Source organism: Roseateles violae (assembly GCF_030410485.1).
GTDB classification, from domain to species: domain Bacteria; phylum Pseudomonadota; class Gammaproteobacteria; order Burkholderiales; family Burkholderiaceae_C; genus Roseateles_D; species Roseateles_D violae.
On sequence record NZ_JAUHHC010000004.1, the window covers coordinates 186,725 to 204,749 of the forward strand.

Sequence of the window (18,025 nt, forward strand, 5' to 3'; positions counted from 1 at the left end):
GCTCCAAGCTTGGACGGCATGGGGGCTGCGCCCACACCAGTTTCAACCGCAGCGATCGAGTTCAAACGATTCTAGGAGCCTGCCATGTTTGTGTTTCCCCTCGCCCACCCGGTCCGCCGTTCCGCCGAGCTTTCGCGCCGCATCGAGCGCCTGTTCGACATCAATGACGACGCCGTCGCGCTGCGCAGCCCGGCGCTGGACGTCAGCGAAACCGATGCGGCCTACACCCTGCAGCTGGACCTGCCGGGCGTCGCCAAGGAGGCCGTCAAGGTCAAGATCGAAGGCCGCAAGATCAGCATCGACGCCGAGCAGGCGCGTGCCGCCGAGCAGACGGAAGGCGAACGTGCGCTGTACCGCGAGCGCTCGGTGACCCGCTTCTCGCGCAGCTTGGTGCTGCCACAGGAAGTCAGCAAGAACGACTCCGCCGCCAAGCTGGAAAACGGCGTGCTGACCCTGACCCTGGTCAAGCGCGTGCCGGACAACGCCGGCGAGCTGACGATCAACTGAGTCTCAGATCGCGTCCAACGCCCAGCGCGGGCGCACCTCGAAGCCGCCAGCGGGCTGCAGATCGGCCATGCCGCGCTGCAGCCGCAGCGCGGCCGCCATCGCGATCATCGCGCCGTTGTCGGTGCACAGGCTCAGTTCCGGGTAGTGCACGCGGAGCTGGCGCTTCGCGCAGGCCGTGTTCAACTGCTGACGCAGGAGGCTGTTCGCACCGACGCCGCCGGCGACGACCAGGCGCTTCAAGCCGGTCTGCTTCAGCGCCAGCAGCGATTTCTTCACCAGCACTTCGACGATCGCGGCCTGAGTCGCCGCCGCCAGATCGGCGCGCTGCTGTTCGCTCGGCGCATCGCCGAGCTTCTTCACCTGCGTCAGCACGGCCGTCTTCAGGCCGGCAAAGCTGAAGTCGGGCTTGCCGCTGTGCAAGAGCGGCCGCGGCAAGTCGAACTGCGTCGCGTCGCCCTGCTCCGCCAGCCGCGCCAGATGCGGGCCGCCCGGATAGGGCAGGCCCAAGAGCTTGGCACTCTTGTCGAAGGCCTCGCCGGCGGCGTCATCGATCGTCTCGCCGAGGATCTCATAAGCGCCGACCTCGTCGACCCGCATCAGCTGCGTGTGGCCACCGGAGACCAGCAGCGCGACGAACGGAAACTCCGGCGCATCGGCCGATAGAAAGGGCGACAGCAGATGCCCTTCCAGATGGTGGATGCCCAGGGTCGGCCTGCCCAGCGCCGCGGCCAGCGACACCGCCACGCCGGCGCCGACCAGCAAGGCGCCGGCAAGACCCGGCCCCTGGGTATAGGCGATCACGTCAATCTCGTTCAGCGCGACGCCGGCCTGGTCCAGCACCTCGCGCGTCAGCGGCAGCACCCGGCGGATATGGTCGCGCGAGGCCAGTTCCGGCACGACGCCGCCATAGGCCTGGTGCATCGCGATCTGGCTGTGCAGGGCCTGGCCGAGCAGCTTCGGTGCCCCCCGCTCCGGCACCTCGATCAGCGCGACGCCGGTCTCGTCGCAGGACGATTCGAAGCCGAGGACCTTCACTTTTCCCTGGCGTGGTTGATCGAGTACTTCGGAATCTCGACCGTAATGTCCTGCTGGCCGAGGATGGCCTGGCAGGACAGGCGCGAATCGGGCTCCAGTCCCCAGGCGCGGTCCAGCATGTCCTCCTCGCCCTCCTCCATCTCGGACAGCGAGCGGCCGCCCTCGCGCACGATCACATGGCAGGTCGTGCAGGCGCAGACCTGGTCGCAGGCATGCTCGATCTCGACGTCGTTGTCCAGCAGGGCCTCGCAGATCGAGGTGCCGGCGGGCGCCGTGACCGTCTTGCCCTCGGGGCAGTACTCGGCATGGGGAAGGATCTTGATCGTCGGCATGGTCAGACCTGTTCAATGCTGCGGCCGGTCAGCGCCTGCTGAATGCCGCGGTTCATCCGTTCGGCGGCAAAGGCCTCCGTGCCCTTGGCCAGCGTCTCGACGGCGGCGTCGATCGCGTCGGCGTCCTCGCCGCGCGCCGCCTCGGCCAGGGCCTTCAGCAGCGCCTCGATCGCGGCGCGTTCACCGGCGTCGAGCAGATCGCCGTCGGCGGCCAGCGCCGACCGGGTCGCCAGCGTCATCCGCTCGGCCTCCACGCGCGCCTCGCGCAGCTTGCGCGCCTGCATATCGCTCTCGGCACTGGCAAAGCCGTCCTTCAGCATGCCGGCAATCTGCTCGTCGCTCAGACCATAGCTGGGCTTGACCTGCACGGCCGCCTCGACGCCCGAGGTCAGCTCCTTGGCCGACACGCTCAAGAGCCCGTCCGCATCGACCTGGAAGGTCACGCGGATGCGCGCCGCGCCGGCCACCATCGGCGGGATGCCGCGCAGCTCGAAGCGCGCCAGCGAACGGCATTCGGCGACCAGCTCGCGCTCGCCCTGCAGCACATGGACCGCCATCGCCGTCTGGCCGTCCTTGAAGGTGGTGAAGTCCTGGGCCTTGGCGACCGGGATGGTCGCATTGCGCTCGATGATGCGCTCGACCAGACCACCCATGGTCTCCAGCCCCAGCGACAACGGGATCACGTCCAGTAGCAGGATCTCGCCGTCGGCCGCATTGCCGGCCAGTTGGTTGGCCTGAATCGCCGCGCCAAGTGCGACGACCTCGTCCGGGTTCAGATTCGTCAGCACCTCGCGGCCGAACAGCTTGCCGACCGCCGCGCGTACGCAGGGCATGCGGGTCGAGCCGCCGACCATCACCGTGCCCTGCACCTCCTCGGCCTTGACCTTGGCATCGCGCAGCACGCGACGCACCGAGGCCAGGGTCTTGGCGATCAGCGGTTCGGCCAGCGCCTCGAACTGGGCACGACCGACCTCGACGGCCAAGCGGCCGGCATCGAGTTCGGCGGTCAGCGTCGCGGCGTCGGCATCGGACAGCGACTCCTTGGCCGCGCGCGCGGCAACCAGCACGGCGCGCTTGTCGTGGGCGCTGACGGCGGCGAGGCCCGACTGCGCCAGCGCCCAGTCGGCCAGCGCGCGATCGAAATCGTCACCACCCAGGGCCGCATCGCCACCGGTCGCGACCACCTCGAACACGCCCTTGGTCAGGCGCAGCAGCGAGATGTCGAAGGTGCCGCCGCCGAGGTCGTAGACCGCGTAAAGCCCTTCGCTGGCGTTGTCCAGGCCATAGGCGATCGCCGCGGCGGTCGGCTCGTTGATCAGGCGCAGCACATTGAGGCCGGCCAGTTGCGCCGCGTCCTTGGTCGCCTGACGCTGGGCATCGTCGAAATAGGCCGGCACGGTGATGACGGCGCCGAACACGTCGTCGGCAAAACTGTCCTCGGCGCGGAAGCGCAGGGTCGCCAGGATCTCGGCCGAGACCTCGACCGGCGACTTCAGCCCCTCGCGCGTGGCGATCGACAGCATGCCCGGCGTGTCCTCGAAGCGGTAGGGCAGCTTCTCGCGGCCCGCCACATCGGCCAGGCCGCGGCCCATGAAGCGCTTGACCGAGACGATGGTGTTCTCCGGATCGTCGGCCTGCGCGGCCAGCGCATCGGCGCCGATCTGGCGGCGGCCTTCTTCGAGATAGCGCACGGCCGAGGGCAGGATCACCCGGCCCTGCTCGTCGGGCAGGCATTCGGCCACGCCATGGCGCACGGCGGCGACCAGCGAATGGGTCGTGCCCAGGTCGATGCCCACCGCGATCCGGCGCTCGTGCGGATTGGGCGATTGCCCCGGTTCGGAGATCTGCAACAAAGCCATGTCAGTTTTCCAGCGCCTCCAGGCGCTTGTCGATATCGGAGCGGAACTTCGCGATGAACATCAGCGCCCGCACCTGCTGGGCCGCCGCCGCGGTGTCGCCGGCTTCGTCCAGCAGGCGACGCACCTCCGCCAGCAAGGCCGCCTCGCGCGCCGCGACCTCGTCATCGATCGCCCGCACCGCGGCCGCGTCACCCGCGTCGGCGGCCTCGTCCAGCCCCTCGCGCCAGGCCATCTGCTCCATCAGGAAGCTGGCCGGCATGCGGGTGTTCTCGTTGACCAGCAGCGGCACGCCGCGCAGCTCGCACAGATAGGCGGCACGCTGCAGCGGGTCGCGCAGGCGCTGGTGCGCCTCGTTGACACGCAGCGCCCATTGCATCGCCAGACGCTGGGCGGCCGCGCCCTCGGCGGCGAACTTGTCCGGGTGAACGCGGGCCTGCAGGTTCTTCCAGCGCGCCTCGATCTCGGCGCGCTGCTGCTCCTGCCGCTCGGGCAGGCCAAACAGGGCGAAGTCGTTGTCGTCGAGTCTCATCAAGGATGCCGGCAATAAAAAGGCGCGGCTTGCGGCCGCGCCCTGCAGGAAGAGGCCAAAATTCTAGACGCGGAAGGATTCGCCGCAGCCGCAGCGATCCTTCTCGCGCGGGTTGCGGAACTTGAAGCCTTCGTTCAAGCCCTCGCGCACGAAATCGAGCTCGGTGCCGTCCAGATAGGGCAGGCTTTTCGGATCGATCAAGATCTTGATGCCATGGCCCTCGAAGACCACATCCTCGGGCGTCACCTCATCGGCGTACTCGAGCTTGTAGGCGAGACCCGAGCAGCCGGTCGTCTTGACGCCCAGGCGCAGGCCGATGCCGCGCCCGCGCTTGCTGATGTAGCGCGTCACATGGCGCGCGGCCGCTTCGGTCAGGGTCACGGACATCGTCGAATCCCTTACTGCGCGTTCTTGGCGCGGTAATCGTCGACCGCCGCCTTGATCGCGTCCTCGGCCAGGATCGAACAGTGGATCTTCACCGGCGGCAGCGCCAGTTCCTCGGCGATCTGCGTGTTCTTGATCGCCAGCGCCTGGTCCAGGCTCTTGCCCTTAACCCATTCGGTCACCAGCGAGCTCGAGGCGATCGCCGAGCCGCAGCCATAGGTCTTGAACTTGGCGTCCTCGATCAGGCCGGTGGCCGGATTGACCTTGATCTGCAGCTTCATCACGTCGCCGCAGGCCGGCGCGCCGACCATGCCGGTGCCGACCGACTCGTCGCCCTTGTCGAAGGCGCCGACATTGCGGGGGTTCTCGTAGTGATCAACGACTTTTTCGCTGTAGGCCATGATGTTTCTCCAACGTATTCGGGGTAGTTAGTGGGCAGTCCACTGAATGGTCGATAGATCGATGCCATCCTTGTACATATCCCACAGCGGCGACAGCTCGCGCAGCTTGGCCACACGGTCCTTCAGGATGCTCACCGCGTAATCGATCTCCTCGACCGTGGTGAAGCGGCCGATCGTCATGCGCAGCGAGCTGTGCGCCAGCTCGTCGCTGCGGCCCAGCGCGCGCAAGACATAGCTGGGCTCCAGGCTGGCCGAGGTGCAGGCCGAGCCGGACGAGACGGCGATGCCCTTGACGCCCATGATCAGCGACTCGCCTTCCACGTAGTTGAACGAGATGTTGAGGTTGTGCGGGACGCGGCGCTCCAGGTCGCCATTGACGAAGACCTGCTCGATGTCCATCAGCCCGTCGAGCAGGCGCTTTTGCAGCATGCGGATGCGCTCGCCCTCGGTCTTCATCTCGTTCTTGGCGATCTCGTAGGCCAGGCCCATGCCGACGATCTGGTGCGTCGCCAGCGTGCCCGAGCGCATGCCGCGCTCATGGCCGCCGCCGTGCATCTGCGCCTCCAGGCGTACGCGCGGCTTGCGGCGCACGAACAGCGCGCCGATGCCCTTGGGGCCATAGGTCTTGTGCGAGGCCAGGCTCATCAGGTCGATCGGCAAGGTCGCCATATCGATCTCGACCTTGCCGGTCGCCTGCGCGGCGTCGACGTGGAAGATGATGCCCTTGTCGCGGCAGATATTGCCGATCGCAACGACATCCTGGATCACGCCGATCTCGTTGTTGACGAAGAGCACCGAGGCCAGGATGGTGTCCGGCCGCAGCGCCGCCTTGAACTTGTCCAGGTCCAGCAGGCCATTGGCCTCGACGTCCAGCAGGGTCACCTCGAAGCCCTGGCGCTCCAGCTCGCGGCAGGTGTCCAGGGTCGCCTTGTGCTCGGTCTTCAGGGTGATGATGTGCTTGCCGCGCGTCTTGTAGAACTGCGCCGCGCCCTTGATCGCCAGGTTGATGGACTCGGTCGCGCCCGAGGTCCAGACGATCTCGCGCGGATCGGCATTGATCAGCGACGCGACCTGCTCGCGCGCCTTCTCGACCGCCGCCTCGGCCTCCCAGCCCCAGGCGTGGCTGCGCGAGGCCGGATTGCCGAAATGCTCGCGCAACCACGGGATCATCGCCTCGACGACGCGCGGATCGACCGGCGTCGTCGCGCCATAGTCCATATAGATCGGGAAATGCGGGGTCATGTCCATAGCTGCAGACAGGTTCTCTTTTTATTTGGTGAAGGCGTTGCCGAGGGCGAAGACCGAGTTCGGTGCGGTGACGCGGATCGGCTTGACCACCGGCGTCGTCGAGATCGCACGCTTGACCGGCGCCTCCTCGATCGTCACGCCCTTGGCCAGCTGGTCCTCGACCAGCTTGCGCAGCGAGACCGAGTCCAGGTACTCGATCATCTTGGCGTTCAGGCTGGTCCACAGCTCGTGCGTGATGCACTTGCCGGTGTCCTCGCCCATGCAGTTCTCCTTGCCGCCGCAACCGGTCGCGTCGATCGGCTCGTCGACGGCGACGATGATGTCGGCCACGGTGATCTCGCTGGACTTGCGGCCCAGCGAATAGCCGCCGCCCGGGCCGCGGGTGCTCTCCACCAGCTCATGGCGGCGCAGTTTGCCGAACAGCTGCTCCAGATAGGACAGCGAGATCTGCTGGCGCTGGCTGATCGCCGCCAGAGCGACCGGGCCGCTGTTTTCGCGCAGGGCCAGATCGATCATTGCGGTGACGGCAAAACGACCTTTGGTGGTGAGACGCATCGAACTTCTCCTTCGCCCTGAGGGCCCTGAGGCGGCGCGAACCAAAAGCGCCGCCCAACTCCGGGTTTACCCAGGCGACCTCTCTCGGTCGCAGACGGGTTAACCCTCGGTTATTTCCGAGCATTTTACTCAATTACTGCCAGGCTTGCTGGCGAGGCCCCGGTCGGCCCCCCGGAGCCGGGGCGCGATGAGGCCGCGCGGCCGGCTTGGCCGGGCCTCGGACGGTCGACCAGGCGGGCGGATCAGGCCGCCTTGGCGCCCGTGGCCGGATCGATATTGTCGTGCACAAGCGCGCCGAAGGCCTGCTCCCGCAGCTGCGCCAGCTGGTCGCGCACCCGCGCCGCCTTCTCGAACTCCAGGTTGCGGGCATGCTCGAGCATCTGCTTTTCCAGCGTGGCGATGCGCTTGCTGAGGTCCTTCTCGGACAGCTCCTCGACGGCGGCCGCCTGCAAGAGCTTCTGGTCGTCGCGGCCGGTCTTCTCCGAGTAGACGCCGTCGATGATGTCCTTGATGCGCTTGCTGACGCTGCGCGGCGTGATGCCATTGGCCTCGTTGAAGGCGATCTGCCTGGCGCGGCGGCGCTCCGTCTCGCCGATCGCCTTCTTCATCGAATCGGTGATGCGGTCGGCATAGAGGATGGCCTTGCCGTTCAGATTGCGCGCCGCCCGGCCTATGGTCTGGATCAGGCTGCGCTCGGCGCGCAGAAAGCCTTCCTTGTCGGCGTCCAGGATCGCCACCAGCGAGACTTCGGGGATGTCCAGGCCTTCGCGCAAGAGGTTGATGCCGACCAGCACGTCGAAGGTGCCCAAGCGCAGATCACGCAGGATCTCGACCCGCTCGACCGTGTCGACGTCCGAGTGCAGATAGCGCACCTTGACCCCGTTGTCGCTCAGGTAGTCGGTCAGTTGCTCCGCCATGCGCTTGGTCAGCACGGTGATCAGCACCCGCTCCTGCGCCTCGACCCGCTCGCGGATCTCCTGCAGCACATCGTCTACCTGCTGCGTCGCCGGCCGCACCTCGACAATCGGATCTACCAGGCCGGTCGGGCGGACGACCTGCTCAACCACCTGGCCGGCGTTGTCCTTCTCGTAATTGGCCGGCGTCGCCGAGACGAAGACCGCCTGACGCATCTTGCGCTCGAATTCCTCGAACTTCAGCGGCCGATTGTCCAGCGCCGAAGGGAGGCGGAAGCCGTACTCGACCAGGGTCGTCTTGCGCGCCCGGTCACCGTTGTACATGCCGCCGAACTGGCCGATCAGCACATGGCTTTCGTCCAGGAACATCAAGGCGTCGGGCGGCAGGTAGTCGACCAGGGTCGGCGGCGGCTCGCCGGGCGCCGCGCCGGACAGGTGCCGGGTGTAGTTCTCGATGCCCTTGCAGTGGCCGACCTCCTGCAGCATCTCGAGGTCGAAGCGGGTGCGCTGCTCCAGGCGCTGCGCCTCGACCAGCTTGCCTTCCTTGACGAAGAAATCCAGCCGCTCGCGCAGCTCGGCCTTGATGCCGTCCATCGCCTCCAGCACCCGCTCGCGCGGCGTCACGTAGTGGCTGCTCGGATAGACGGTGAAGCGGGCAATCTTCTGGCGGATCTTGCCGGTCAGCGGGTCGAACAGCTGCAGGGTCTCGACCTCGTCGTCGAACAGCTCGATGCGCAGGGCCAGCTCCGAATGCTCGGCCGGGAAGACGTCGATCGTGTCGCCGCGCACACGGAAGATGCCGCGGTTGAATTCCATCTCGTTGCGGCTGTACTGCATGCGGATCAGCTGGGCGATCACGTCGCGCTGCCCCATCTTGTCGCCGACCCGCAGCGTCATCACCATCTGGTGATAGTCGCTCGGGTTGCCGATGCCGTAGATGGCGGAGACCGAGGCGACGATGACGACATCGCGCCGCTCCAGCAGGCTCTTGGTGCAGGACAGGCGCAGCTGCTCGATCTGCTCGTTGATCGCGCTGTCCTTCTCGATGAACAGGTCGCGCTGCGGCACATAGGCCTCGGGCTGGTAGTAGTCGTAGTAGCTGACGAAATACTCGACCGCGTTGTTCGGAAAGAAGTCGCGGAACTCGCCGTAGAGCTGGGCCGCCAGGGTCTTGTTCGGCGCGAACACGATGGCCGGCCGGCCCAGGCGGGCGATCACATTGGCCATCGTGTAGGTCTTGCCCGAACCGGTGACGCCCAACAGGGTCTGGAAGCTCAGGCCGTCGTTGATGCCCTCGACGAGCTGCGCAATCGCGGTCGGCTGGTCCCCGGCCGGCGGAAAGGGCTGGAACAGCTGGAATGGCGAGCCTTCGAAATGGACGAATTCACCGTTCGGCTGTTCCTTGTCAGCGGGGGCGGCGTCTCGGGCGTTGATCACTTCTTGCATGGGGTAATCCCTGAATGGTCGCAGCGGCCGCCTAGAATCCAGGGCCGCGCAATCCGACAGGGTAGCGCAGCCGCCCGGACCTTGCCGCCGGCAGGCTCCACCCCAAACCGTCCCTGTTGCCACCGTTCTGTCAGGAAATGACCATGTCCTTGTTCGCCGCCGTCGAAATGGCCCCCCGCGATCCGATCCTGGGTCTCAATGAGCAATTCAATGCCGATACCCGGCCGGGCAAGGTCAATCTGGGCGTCGGCGTCTATTACGACGAGAACGGCAAGCTGCCGCTGCTGAAGTGCGTGGCCCGGGCCGAGGCCGCGATGCAGGCCGACCCCAAGGCGCGCGGCTATCTGCCGATCGACGGGATCGCGGCCTACGACAAGGCCGTGCAAGGCCTGGTCTTCGGCGCCGACAGCGCGATCCTGGCCGCCAAGCGCGTGGCCACCGTGCAGGCCATCGGCGGCACCGGCGGCCTGAAGATCGGCGCCGACTTCCTCAAGCGCCTGAACCCGACGGCCAAGGTGCTGATTTCCGACCCGAGCTGGGAGAACCACCGCGCGCTGTTCAGCAATGCCGGCTTCACGGTCGAGACCTACCCCTACTACGACGCCGCCAGCCGCGGCATCAACTTCGAAGGCTTGCTGGCCGCGCTGAGCGCGGCCGCTGTCGGCACCGTTGTCGTGCTGCACGCCTGCTGCCACAACCCGACCGGCTACGACCTGACGCCGGCGCAATGGGAACAGGTGGTTGCGGCCGTCAAGGCGCGCGGCCTGGTCGCCTTCCTGGACATGGCCTACCAGGGCTTCGGCGAGGGCATTGCCGAGGACGGCGCGGTGATCCAGCAGTTCCTGGCCGCCGATCTGGACTTCTTCGTTTCGACCAGCTTCTCGAAGAGCTTCTCGCTCTACGGCGAGCGCGTCGGCGCGCTGAGCGTCGTCTGTGCCTCGGCCGAGGAGACCACCAAGGTGCTGTCGCAGCTGAAGATCGTCATCCGCACCAACTACTCGAACCCGCCGACCCACGGCGCCCAGGTCGTCGCCAATGTGCTGTCCACGCCGGCGCTGCGCCAGCTCTGGGAAGAGGAACTGGCCGGCATGCGCCAGCGCATCCGCTTGATGCGCACGGCCCTGGTCGAGGCGCTGCTGAAGGCCGGCGCCCAGCAGGACTTGAGCTTCGTCACCCGCCAGAAGGGCATGTTCAGCTACTCGGGCCTGACGGCCGCCCAGATGCAGCGCCTGCGCAGCGAGTTCGGCGTCTACGGCGTCGACTCCGGCCGCATCTGCGTGGCCGCGCTGAACGAGCACAATCTGCCGCGCGTGGTCCAGGCAATCGCCGCCGTCATCCACGACTAAAGCGATCCCGGCCGGGTCGCCCGAAGGCCCGGCCGCCATGTAAAGACAGACGAAGGGACTGAAGAAACGCCGCCAGAGGCCGATCTTGAGCAGTATTGACGAGGCTTGCCGACTAGGTATTCCTCACAAATGCTGCAATGCACAATTTCTGGCACCATTGTCGGCGTCCACCATCTCCCGGAAGGTTGCTCCATGCTGTATCAGCTTTTTGAAACCCAGCGCGCGCTGCTGAGCCCCTTCGCGGAATTCGCCAGCGCCTCGGCCAAGCTGTACAGCCACCCGCTGCTGCCCTTCGCGCACACGCTGCTGTCGCCGCGCGTCTCGGCCGGCCTGGACCTGATGCACCGGCTGGCCAAGGACTACGAGAAGCCCGGCTTCGACATCCATGGCGTCGAGGTCGATGGCGTCGATGTCGCCGTGCAGGAACTGGTGCCGGTCGAAAAGCCCTTCTGCCGCCTGCTGCGCTTCAAGCGCTACACCGACGATCTGGCCGTGCTGGCCAAAATGAAGACGCAGCCGACCGTGCTGGTCGTCGCGCCGCTGTCCGGCCACCATTCCACGCTCCTGCGCGAGACGGTGCGCCAGCTCTTGAAGGACCACAAGGTCTTCATCACCGACTGGACCGACGCCCGCATGGTGCCGACCGAGGTCGGCCCCTTCCATCTGGACGACTACATTGCCTATGTGCAGGAGTTCATCCGCCATGTCGGCGCGGCCGACTGCCATGTGATCTCGGTCTGCCAGCCGACGGTGCCGGTGCTGGCCGCGATTTCGCTGATGGCCTCGCGCGGCGAGACGACACCGCGCAGCATGACGATGATGGGCGGCCCGATCGACGCCCGCAAGAGCCCGACCGCCGTCAACAACCTGGCGACCAACAAGAGCCACAGCTGGTTCGAGAACAATGTGATCTTCCGCGTGCCGCCCAACTATCCCGGCGCCGGCCGCGAGGTCTACCCGGGCTTTCTGCAGCACACCGGTTTTGTCGCGATGAATCCGGACCACCACCTGAAGGCGCATTACGACTATTTCCTCGACCTGGTGCGGGGCGATGGCGACAGCGCCGAGACCCATCGGCGCTTCTACGACGAGTACAACGCGGTGCTGGACATGCCGGCCGAGTACTACCTGGACACGATCAAGACGGTGTTCCAGGACTTCGCGCTAGTCAACGGCACCTGGGTCGTTGACGGCGAGCCGGTGCGCCCGCAGGACATCCGCGGCACCGCTTTGCTGACCGTCGAAGGCGAACTGGACGACATCTCCGGCGCCGGCCAGACCCGCGCCGCCCATGAGCTCTGCGCCGGCATCCCGAGCGAACATCAATACCATTACGACGCGATCGGCGCTGGCCATTACGGCATCTTCTCGGGCCGCCGCTGGCGCGAGAACGTCTATCCGCAGCTGCGCGACTTCATCGCCAAGTACGACCGCCCGGCCGCGGTGGCGAGCAAGAGCGTCGCGCGCAAGACCCGCAAGAAGAGCGCTTGAGCCCTGCCACCACCGAGCTGATCGCCCGCATCGATGCCGCGCTGCCGCAGACGCAGTGCCGGCGCTGCGGCTATCCGGACTGTCGTTCCTATGCCGAGGCGGTCGCTGCCGGCGGGGCGCAGATCAACCAATGCCCGCCCGGTGGCGCCGAAGGCGTCGCGCGCCTGGCCGCGCTGACCGGCCGCCCCACCCTGCCGCTGAGTGCGGAGCACGGCGTCGAGGCGCCGCGCACCCTGGCCCTCATCGATGAGGCCTGGTGCATCGGCTGCACGCTGTGCATCAAGGCCTGCCCGGTGGACGCGATCGTCGGCGCGGCTAAGCAGATGCATCTGGTCGTCGCCGAGCAATGCACCGGCTGCGAGCTCTGCGTGCCGGCCTGCCCGGTCGACTGCATCTCGCTGGTCGAGAACAGCGGGCCGCTGACGGGCTGGGCCGCCTGGAGCGCGCCGCAGGCGGAGATGGCGCGCGATCGCTATGCCTTTCACAAGAGCCGGCGCACGCGCGAGCGGCTCGAGAACGAGGCGCGGCTGCAGGCCAAGGCCGAGCACAAGCTCGCCGATCTGGCCGAGGCCTCGGCGATCCGCGAGCCGGCCGAGCTGGAGCGCAAGCGCGCCTTCATCGAGGCGGCGCTGGCGCGCGCCCGCGCCAAGGCCAAGCCCTGATCGCTGGCGCCCATGGCGCAGGCGACAATGCGCCGCCATGATGAAGCCCCAAGACATCGTCACCTTCTTCGCGACCCTGAAGGCGGCCAATCCGACGCCGCAGACCGAGCTCGAATATTCGAGCGTGTTCGAGTTGCTGACCGCGGTGCTGCTGTCGGCCCAGGCCACCGACGTCGGCGTCAACAAGGCGACACGGCGGCTGTTCCCGGTCGCCAACACGCCGGCCAAGATGCTGGCGCTGGGCGAGGCGGGCCTGGCCGAGTACATCAAGACCATCGGCCTGTACCGCACCAAGGCGGCGAATCTGATCCGGACCTGCCAGATCCTCGTCGAGCAGCATGGCAGCCGGGTGCCGGACACGCGCGAGGCGCTGGAGGCCCTGCCCGGCGTCGGCCGCAAGACGGCCAATGTGGTGCTCAACGTCGCCTTCGGCCAGCCGACGATGGCGGTGGACACACATATCTTCCGCGTCAGCAACCGCACCGGCCTGGCGCCGGGCAAGACGCCGCTGGCGGTCGAACTGGGCCTGATCAAGCGGGTGCCGGCCGAGTACGCGGTCGACTCCCACCACTGGCTGATCCTGCATGGCCGCTACGTCTGCCAGGCCCGCCGGCCGCTGTGCGAGGTCTGCGCCGTGCGCCCACAGTGCGACTACGGCCGCCGCCTACAATGAACCATCACCAGCGAGACGGGAAGCCATGCCCACAAGCGTCACCGATCTGATCGACCGCGTCGAGCGGCTGCTGCTGCGCCACGACGAACTGAAGCGCACCAATGCGCTGCTGCAGGAGCAGGTGCACACGCTGAGTCAGGAGCGCGACAGCCTGCGTTCGCGCCTGAACGCCGCCCGCGCCCGCATCGATGCGCTGTTGGAGCGCCTGCCCGTCGAAAACAGCGAAGCCGGAAAAAGCGAGGCCCCATGAAGCAGATGGAAGTGACGATCATGGGCCAGAGCTATCTGCTCGGCTGCCCCGACGGCGGCGAGGCCGCGCTGAGCAAGGCGGTCGGCCAGGTCGACAAGGAGATGAGCGCGATCCGCGATGCCGGCCGCGTCAAGGCGCGCGAGCGCATCGCCGTGCTGGCCGCGCTGAACCTCGCCTACCAGCTGGCCGAGGGCGGCCCGGCGCCGGCGGCCAAGAGCGCGGCCCTACCCGATCTCGACGGTCTGGTCCGGCGCCTCGACGAAGCCCTCGGCCACGACGGGCATTTGCTCTGACCCGACCCCGTCGAGGATTTAGAATCACCCGGTCCATCGCGTTCGCGTGAGTTCTATATTTCCTTGAACCGATGCTCTATGAGCAAGGGCTTGGAAAATACCCGGCGGGCGTGATCGTCTCGCGTCAGATGAACCCGAAGCCCGGTTGACCTCGCCCACCTGAATCCCCTGGGTTCAGGAATGCGGCTCACGGCTCGCGGTGGACACCCTTCACAAGCACAAGAACGGCGCCGAGGGACCGACGCATGAACTACTGGCTGATGAAGTCCGAGCCCGAGGAGTGCTCGATCGACGACCTCGCGCGCGCGCCCGGCAAGACCGTGCCCTGGATCGGCGTGCGCAACTACCAGGCGCGCAACTTCATGCGCGACCAGATGCGCATCGGCGACGGCGTGCTGTTCTACCACTCGTCTTGCCCGCAGCCGGGCATTGCCGGCCTCGCCGAGGTGGCCAGCGGCGCCTATCCGGACGCCAGCCAGTTCGACGCGAGCAGCCCCTATTTCGACGCCAAGGCCCGGCTCGAGGAGCCACGCTGGCTGCACGTCGATGTGCGCCTCGTGCGCAAGACCCGGCTGCTGAGCCTGGCCGAGATGCGCGCCGATCCGGCGCTGGCGACGATGCGCACGCTGCAGCCGGGCAACCGGCTGTCGATCACCCCGGTCAGCCCGGCCGAATGGGCCCATCTCCAACAACTGCTGGCGGACAAGTCTTGAGCTTCCTCGATCCCGTTCTGATTGCCGAACTGCTGGCCCTGGGCCTGGTCTCCGGTTTCCTGGCCGGCCTGCTGGGCATCGGCGGCGGCATGCTGATGGTGCCCTTCCTAACCCTGATCCTGTCGCAGCGCGGCGTAGCCGGCGGCATGGCCGTCAAGATGGCGATCGCCACCTCGATGGCCACCATCATGTTCACCTCGATCTCCAGCGTGCGCGCCCATCACAAGCGCGGCGCGGTGCGCTGGGACCTGGTGCGCGGCCTGGCGCCGGGCATCCTGGTCGGTGGCCTGGCGGCCGGCGCCGGCATCTTCGCGCTCTTGAAAGGTGCCTGGCTGGCCCTGGTCTTCGCCGTCTTCGTCGGCTTCTCGGCCACCCAGATGCTGCGCAACAAGAAACCGTCCCCGAGCCGGCAGATGCCCGGCACGGCCGGCCAGATCAGCGCCGGTGCCGGCATCGGCCTGCTGTCGGGCCTGGTCGGTGCCGGCGGCGGCTTTGTCTCGGTGCCCTTCATGACCTGGTGCAATGTACCCATGCACAACGCGGTTGCCACCAGCGCCGCGTTGGGCTTCCCGATCGCGCTGGCCAATACCCTGGGTTATCTGATCGGCGGCTGGTCGCTGGCGCCGGCCCTGCCCGGCGCGCTGGGCTATCTGTACCTGCCGGCATTGGTGATCATTGCCAGCGCCAGCGTGACCATGGCGCCGCTGGGCGCGCGCACCGCGCATGCGATGAATGTCGCGCAGCTGAAGCGCGCGTTTGCCGGCCTGCTCTTCATGCTGGCCGCCTATATGCTTTACAAGGGTCTGGTCGCCTGAGGACTCAGGCGCCGAAGGGGATCGAGGCCAGCACCACCTGGTTGCCGCCGCGGCGCTGCGCTTCCAGCACCGCCGCCTCGCTGGCGGCGAGGATCTCTTCCTGCTTGGACGCGGTGTGCGGGAAGCTGGCCACGCCCATGGACAGCGACAGGCCCAGGTCCTGGCCGTTCAGCACGATGATCTGCGCCGTGCACTGGCGGCGCAGTTGCTCCATCCGCGCATGGGCGGTGGCCAGTCCGACGCCGGACAAGAGCACCGCGAAGCGCTGCTCGCCGATGCGGCAGGCCGCGTCCATCGCCCGCGTATTGGCGCGCAGCATGCGGCCGACGCCTTCGAGCATGCGCTGCTGCGCCTCCTCGCCCAGCGCCTGCACGGCGGCCGGCGCCGGATCGAGCGCGATGATGACCAGGGCGAACTCGCGGTGCTCGCGCGTGGACAGATCGATCTCGCGCAGCAGCTGGTCGTCGAACTGCGCGCGCAGATAAAGACCCGACACCTCGTCGCGCCCGCTGCCCAGCTCCATCTCGCGGCGGATCTGCTCCAGCGACTTCTGCTGCTGTTCGAGCTGCTGCAGCGCGCGCTGCAGATGGCTCTCGCGATGGCGTTCCTCGGTGCGCTCGTGCCAGACGGCCAGCAGATGCTCGGCGCCCAGCGGCGCGCGGGTGACGGTGAACTCGCGGCGGCGCCCGCCGATCTCGAGCCGGTGCTCGCTGACGACCACATGGCGCTGCGCCATCACCGTCTGCTCGACGCGGCGCATGCCGATCGCCTCGTCGGCGCGCATCAGCTCGCTGTCGCTGCTGCCGGCCACCGAGGGCCGGCCGAACAATTGGTCGAGGCCTGTGCTGGCGAAAACATAACGCCCGCTTGCCAGTGATTTGACCGACGCGTAGCTGTGCAGCGGCTCGACCAGGCTCAGCAGCAGGCCGGCTGCCTCGGCGGCCAGTCCGGGCTGGCTTGCCAACCACTGGCTCAGGCTGCCCGGGCGGGCCGATGGGTCGTCGTGCTGATCGGGCGAAATTTCCATGAATCCTCGAAATACCGAGTCAGGCGACAAGCCATGCGCGACACATCACTGTCATGCAACGAATGTAGATGGCCCGCCCCGACCGGATCAAGAGCCGGCGCCGCCGATGCGGCGCTTCTCCCTAGATTGGCGTCGCCCGCATGGTATCCAAGATCCCCACATTGATTCCCCATGTAAACCATATTTCGCCCCGCTTCTCCGGTCACCGATCGCACACCGCCGGGCTAGCGCTGCGTGCTGCGGGACAATCGGGCGATGCAAAGATTCGATGTGGTCGTGGTCGGTGCCGGCGCTGCCGGCCTTTTTTGTGCCGGCATCGCCGGTCAGCGGGGCCTGCGCGTGCTGCTGCTGGACCATGCCGAACGCCTGGCCGAGAAGATCCGCATCTCCGGCGGCGGCCGCTGCAACTTCACCAACCGCGATGCCGGGCCTGCCAACTTCCTGTCCGAGAACCCGAACTTCTGCCGCTCGGCCCTGGCCCGCTACAGCAGCCAGGACTTCATCGCCCTGGTGCAAAAGCATGGCATCGCCTTCCACGAGAAGCACAAGGGCCAGCTGTTCTGCGACGAGTCCAGCGAGCAGATCATCCAGCTGCTGCTGCGCGAATGCGAGCTCGGCGCTGTGACGCGCTGGCAGCCCTGCGCGGTGCAGGAGCTGCGCGAGGCCGCCGACGGTTTCGAGCTCGACACCGCGCGCGGACCGGTGCGCGCGGCGCGCGTGGTGGTTGCCACCGGTGGCCTGTCGATTCCGAAGATCGGCGCCAGCGACTGGGGGCTGCGCCTGGCCAAGCGCTTCGGCCATGCGATCGTCGAACCGCGCCCGGCGCTGGTGCCGCTGACCTTCGATCCGGCGGCTTGGGCACCGTTCTCCGCGCTGTCGGGTCTGTCGCTGCCGGTCGTGGTCGGCACCGGAAGCGGCAAGGCCAAGGGCCGCTTCGTCGAGGACCTGCTGTTCACCCACCGCGGCCTCAGCGGCCCGGCGATCCTGCAGATCTCCAGTTTCTGGACCGAAGGTCAGCCGCTGCAGATTGATCTGGCGCCCGAGCTCGATCTGGCCGCGCTCCTGCGTGAGGCCAAGAGCGGCTCGCGCCGGCAGCTGGGCAACGAGCTGGCCGCCCTGCTGCCGCAGCGCCTGGCCCAGGCCTGGCTGGAGCGCCTGGCCATCGATGGTGGCCGGGCGATGGCGGAATGCCGGGACCGCGATCTGCAGCAGCTGTCCGAGCAGCTGCAGCGCTGGCAGCTGACGCCCAACGGCAGCGAGGGCTGGCGCAAGGCCGAGGTGATGCGCGGCGGCGTCGACACCCGCGAGCTGAGCTCGCAGACGATGGAGAGCAAGCGCCGCCCAGGCCTTTATTTCATCGGCGAAGTCGTCGACGTGACCGGCTGGCTGGGTGGTTACAACTTCCAATGGGCCTGGGCCAGCGCAGCGGCCTGTGCGCGTGCGATGGCGCCGGGTTTGGCAGATTGATGATTTTCAGGCTACAATCGCCGTCTTTGCTGGCAAACCCTGCGCGTCGATTCGGAAGCAGACTCCGGATACCACTGC

General features: G+C 67.4%; 20 protein-coding genes and 1 other RNA gene. 11 read left to right on the forward strand and 10 right to left on the reverse strand.

Annotated elements, in window-relative coordinates:
- The first annotated feature begins 84 nt into the window (after positions 1–84).
- Positions 85–507: an Hsp20/alpha crystallin family protein gene (locus QWJ38_RS15250; RefSeq protein ID WP_290359966.1), complete on the forward strand. Its 423-nt coding sequence runs from the start codon at positions 85–87 to the stop codon at positions 505–507.
- A gap of 3 nt (positions 508–510) precedes the next feature.
- Here the strand turns inward: QWJ38_RS15250 and tsaD are convergent, their stop codons facing one another.
- The 9 genes from tsaD to uvrB form a co-directional block, all read right to left on the reverse strand.
- Entirely contained in the window at positions 511–1,542 is a 1,032-nt protein-coding gene (gene tsaD, locus QWJ38_RS15255) for a tRNA (adenosine(37)-N6)-threonylcarbamoyltransferase complex transferase subunit TsaD (protein ID WP_290359967.1), read from the reverse strand.
- Positions 1,539–1,874 (reverse strand): ISC system 2Fe-2S type ferredoxin, encoded by a 336-nt coding sequence (gene fdx, locus QWJ38_RS15260; protein WP_290359968.1) that lies wholly within the window; start codon positions 1,872–1,874, stop codon positions 1,539–1,541. Before fdx ends, tsaD begins: the two co-directional genes overlap by 4 nt.
- A gap of 2 nt (positions 1,875–1,876) precedes the next feature.
- Positions 1,877–3,733, reverse strand: a complete 1,857-nt coding sequence (gene hscA, locus QWJ38_RS15265; RefSeq protein WP_290359969.1) for a Fe-S protein assembly chaperone HscA — start codon at positions 3,731–3,733, stop codon at positions 1,877–1,879.
- 1 nt (position 3,734) lies between these two features.
- Entirely contained in the window at positions 3,735–4,262 is a 528-nt protein-coding gene (gene hscB, locus QWJ38_RS15270; RefSeq protein WP_290359970.1) for a Fe-S protein assembly co-chaperone HscB, read from the reverse strand.
- Between the two features lie 63 nt (positions 4,263–4,325).
- Positions 4,326–4,649: an iron-sulfur cluster assembly protein IscA gene (gene iscA / locus QWJ38_RS15275; protein WP_290359971.1), complete on the reverse strand. Its 324-nt coding sequence runs from the start codon at positions 4,647–4,649 to the stop codon at positions 4,326–4,328.
- An 11-nt stretch (positions 4,650–4,660) separates the two neighbouring features.
- Positions 4,661–5,047 carry a Fe-S cluster assembly scaffold IscU gene (gene iscU / locus QWJ38_RS15280; protein WP_290359972.1) on the reverse strand — a complete coding sequence of 129 codons (387 nt, stop codon included), beginning with the start codon at positions 5,045–5,047 and terminating at the stop codon, positions 4,661–4,663.
- A gap of 27 nt (positions 5,048–5,074) precedes the next feature.
- Positions 5,075–6,295 (reverse strand): IscS subfamily cysteine desulfurase, encoded by a 1,221-nt coding sequence (locus tag QWJ38_RS15285; protein WP_290359973.1) that lies wholly within the window; start codon positions 6,293–6,295, stop codon positions 5,075–5,077.
- Positions 6,296–6,316: 21 nt separating this feature from the next.
- The gene (gene iscR / locus QWJ38_RS15290) at positions 6,317–6,850 is read right to left on the reverse strand and encodes a Fe-S cluster assembly transcriptional regulator IscR (protein ID WP_290359974.1); all 534 of its coding nucleotides are present in this window, start codon (positions 6,848–6,850) and stop codon (positions 6,317–6,319) included.
- Positions 6,851–7,092: 242 nt separating this feature from the next.
- Positions 7,093–9,210 (reverse strand): excinuclease ABC subunit UvrB, encoded by a 2,118-nt coding sequence (gene uvrB / locus QWJ38_RS15295; RefSeq protein WP_290359975.1) that lies wholly within the window; start codon positions 9,208–9,210, stop codon positions 7,093–7,095.
- A 143-nt stretch (positions 9,211–9,353) separates the two neighbouring features.
- On the opposite strand from uvrB, the gene QWJ38_RS15300 reads away from it, so the two are divergent.
- From QWJ38_RS15300 to QWJ38_RS15340, 9 genes are all read left to right on the forward strand, one after another.
- Positions 9,354–10,556 carry an amino acid aminotransferase gene (locus tag QWJ38_RS15300; protein WP_290359976.1) on the forward strand — a complete coding sequence of 401 codons (1,203 nt, stop codon included), beginning with the start codon at positions 9,354–9,356 and terminating at the stop codon, positions 10,554–10,556.
- Between the two features lie 192 nt (positions 10,557–10,748).
- The gene (locus QWJ38_RS15305; RefSeq protein WP_290359977.1) at positions 10,749–12,047 is read left to right on the forward strand and encodes a polyhydroxyalkanoate depolymerase; all 1,299 of its coding nucleotides are present in this window, start codon (positions 10,749–10,751) and stop codon (positions 12,045–12,047) included.
- Complete coding sequence (gene rsxB, locus QWJ38_RS15310) at positions 12,044–12,709, forward strand: electron transport complex subunit RsxB (RefSeq protein WP_290359978.1); 666 nt, start codon at positions 12,044–12,046, stop codon at positions 12,707–12,709. The genes QWJ38_RS15305 and rsxB overlap by 4 nt, the downstream gene beginning before the upstream one ends.
- A 40-nt stretch (positions 12,710–12,749) precedes the next feature.
- Positions 12,750–13,382 (forward strand): endonuclease III, encoded by a 633-nt coding sequence (nth, locus tag QWJ38_RS15315; protein ID WP_290360408.1) that lies wholly within the window; start codon positions 12,750–12,752, stop codon positions 13,380–13,382.
- 25 nt (positions 13,383–13,407) lie between these two features.
- Complete coding sequence (locus QWJ38_RS15320; RefSeq protein ID WP_290359979.1) at positions 13,408–13,632, forward strand: cell division protein ZapB; 225 nt, start codon at positions 13,408–13,410, stop codon at positions 13,630–13,632.
- The gene (locus QWJ38_RS15325) at positions 13,629–13,925 is read left to right on the forward strand and encodes a cell division protein ZapA (protein WP_290359980.1); all 297 of its coding nucleotides are present in this window, start codon (positions 13,629–13,631) and stop codon (positions 13,923–13,925) included. The genes QWJ38_RS15320 and QWJ38_RS15325 overlap by 4 nt, the downstream gene beginning before the upstream one ends.
- A gap of 29 nt (positions 13,926–13,954) precedes the next feature.
- Positions 13,955–14,133: non-coding RNA, 6S RNA (gene ssrS / locus QWJ38_RS15330), on the forward strand.
- Positions 14,134–14,170: 37 nt separating this feature from the next.
- A complete protein-coding gene (locus QWJ38_RS15335; protein ID WP_290359981.1) occupies positions 14,171–14,638 on the forward strand; it encodes an EVE domain-containing protein in 468 nt (155 codons plus the stop codon).
- Complete coding sequence (locus tag QWJ38_RS15340; RefSeq protein WP_290359982.1) at positions 14,599–15,453, forward strand: sulfite exporter TauE/SafE family protein; 855 nt, start codon at positions 14,599–14,601, stop codon at positions 15,451–15,453. The genes QWJ38_RS15335 and QWJ38_RS15340 overlap by 40 nt, the downstream gene beginning before the upstream one ends.
- A 4-nt stretch (positions 15,454–15,457) precedes the next feature.
- Here the strand turns inward: QWJ38_RS15340 and QWJ38_RS15345 are convergent, their stop codons facing one another.
- The gene (locus QWJ38_RS15345; RefSeq protein ID WP_290359983.1) at positions 15,458–16,480 is read right to left on the reverse strand and encodes a GGDEF domain-containing protein; all 1,023 of its coding nucleotides are present in this window, start codon (positions 16,478–16,480) and stop codon (positions 15,458–15,460) included.
- 255 nt (positions 16,481–16,735) lie between these two features.
- On the opposite strand from QWJ38_RS15345, the gene QWJ38_RS15350 reads away from it, so the two are divergent.
- Entirely contained in the window at positions 16,736–17,947 is a 1,212-nt protein-coding gene (locus QWJ38_RS15350; protein ID WP_290359984.1) for a BaiN/RdsA family NAD(P)/FAD-dependent oxidoreductase, read from the forward strand.
- Positions 17,948–18,025: the final 78 nt, after the last annotated feature.

Excerpts from the sequence above, each read along its gene's own strand:
- QWJ38_RS15250 (WP_290359966.1), top strand. The coding sequence starts at position 85 with ATGTTTGTGTTTCCCCTCGCCCACCCGGTCCGCCGTTCCGCCGAGCTT.
- fdx (WP_290359968.1), bottom strand. The coding sequence starts at position 1,874 with ATGCCGACGATCAAGATCCTTCCCCATGCCGAGTACTGCCCCGAGGGC.
- hscA (WP_290359969.1), bottom strand. The coding sequence starts at position 3,733 with ATGGCTTTGTTGCAGATCTCCGAACCGGGGCAATCGCCCAATCCGCAC.
- hscB (WP_290359970.1), bottom strand. The coding sequence starts at position 4,262 with ATGAGACTCGACGACAACGACTTCGCCCTGTTTGGCCTGCCCGAGCGG.
- iscA (WP_290359971.1), bottom strand. The coding sequence starts at position 4,649 with ATGTCCGTGACCCTGACCGAAGCGGCCGCGCGCCATGTGACGCGCTAC.
- iscU (WP_290359972.1), bottom strand. The coding sequence starts at position 5,047 with ATGGCCTACAGCGAAAAAGTCGTTGATCACTACGAGAACCCCCGCAAT.
- QWJ38_RS15285 (WP_290359973.1), bottom strand. The coding sequence starts at position 6,295 with ATGGACATGACCCCGCATTTCCCGATCTATATGGACTATGGCGCGACG.
- iscR (WP_290359974.1), bottom strand. The coding sequence starts at position 6,850 with ATGCGTCTCACCACCAAAGGTCGTTTTGCCGTCACCGCAATGATCGAT.
- uvrB (WP_290359975.1), bottom strand. The coding sequence starts at position 9,210 with ATGCAAGAAGTGATCAACGCCCGAGACGCCGCCCCCGCTGACAAGGAA.
- QWJ38_RS15300 (WP_290359976.1), top strand. The coding sequence starts at position 9,354 with ATGTCCTTGTTCGCCGCCGTCGAAATGGCCCCCCGCGATCCGATCCTG.
- QWJ38_RS15305 (WP_290359977.1), top strand. The coding sequence starts at position 10,749 with ATGCTGTATCAGCTTTTTGAAACCCAGCGCGCGCTGCTGAGCCCCTTC.
- nth (WP_290360408.1), top strand. The coding sequence starts at position 12,750 with ATGAAGCCCCAAGACATCGTCACCTTCTTCGCGACCCTGAAGGCGGCC.
- QWJ38_RS15320 (WP_290359979.1), top strand. The coding sequence starts at position 13,408 with ATGCCCACAAGCGTCACCGATCTGATCGACCGCGTCGAGCGGCTGCTG.
- QWJ38_RS15325 (WP_290359980.1), top strand. The coding sequence starts at position 13,629 with ATGAAGCAGATGGAAGTGACGATCATGGGCCAGAGCTATCTGCTCGGC.
- QWJ38_RS15335 (WP_290359981.1), top strand. The coding sequence starts at position 14,171 with ATGAACTACTGGCTGATGAAGTCCGAGCCCGAGGAGTGCTCGATCGAC.
- QWJ38_RS15340 (WP_290359982.1), top strand. The coding sequence starts at position 14,599 with ATGGGCCCATCTCCAACAACTGCTGGCGGACAAGTCTTGAGCTTCCTC.
- QWJ38_RS15345 (WP_290359983.1), bottom strand. The coding sequence starts at position 16,480 with ATGGAAATTTCGCCCGATCAGCACGACGACCCATCGGCCCGCCCGGGC.
- QWJ38_RS15350 (WP_290359984.1), top strand. The coding sequence starts at position 16,736 with ATGCAAAGATTCGATGTGGTCGTGGTCGGTGCCGGCGCTGCCGGCCTT.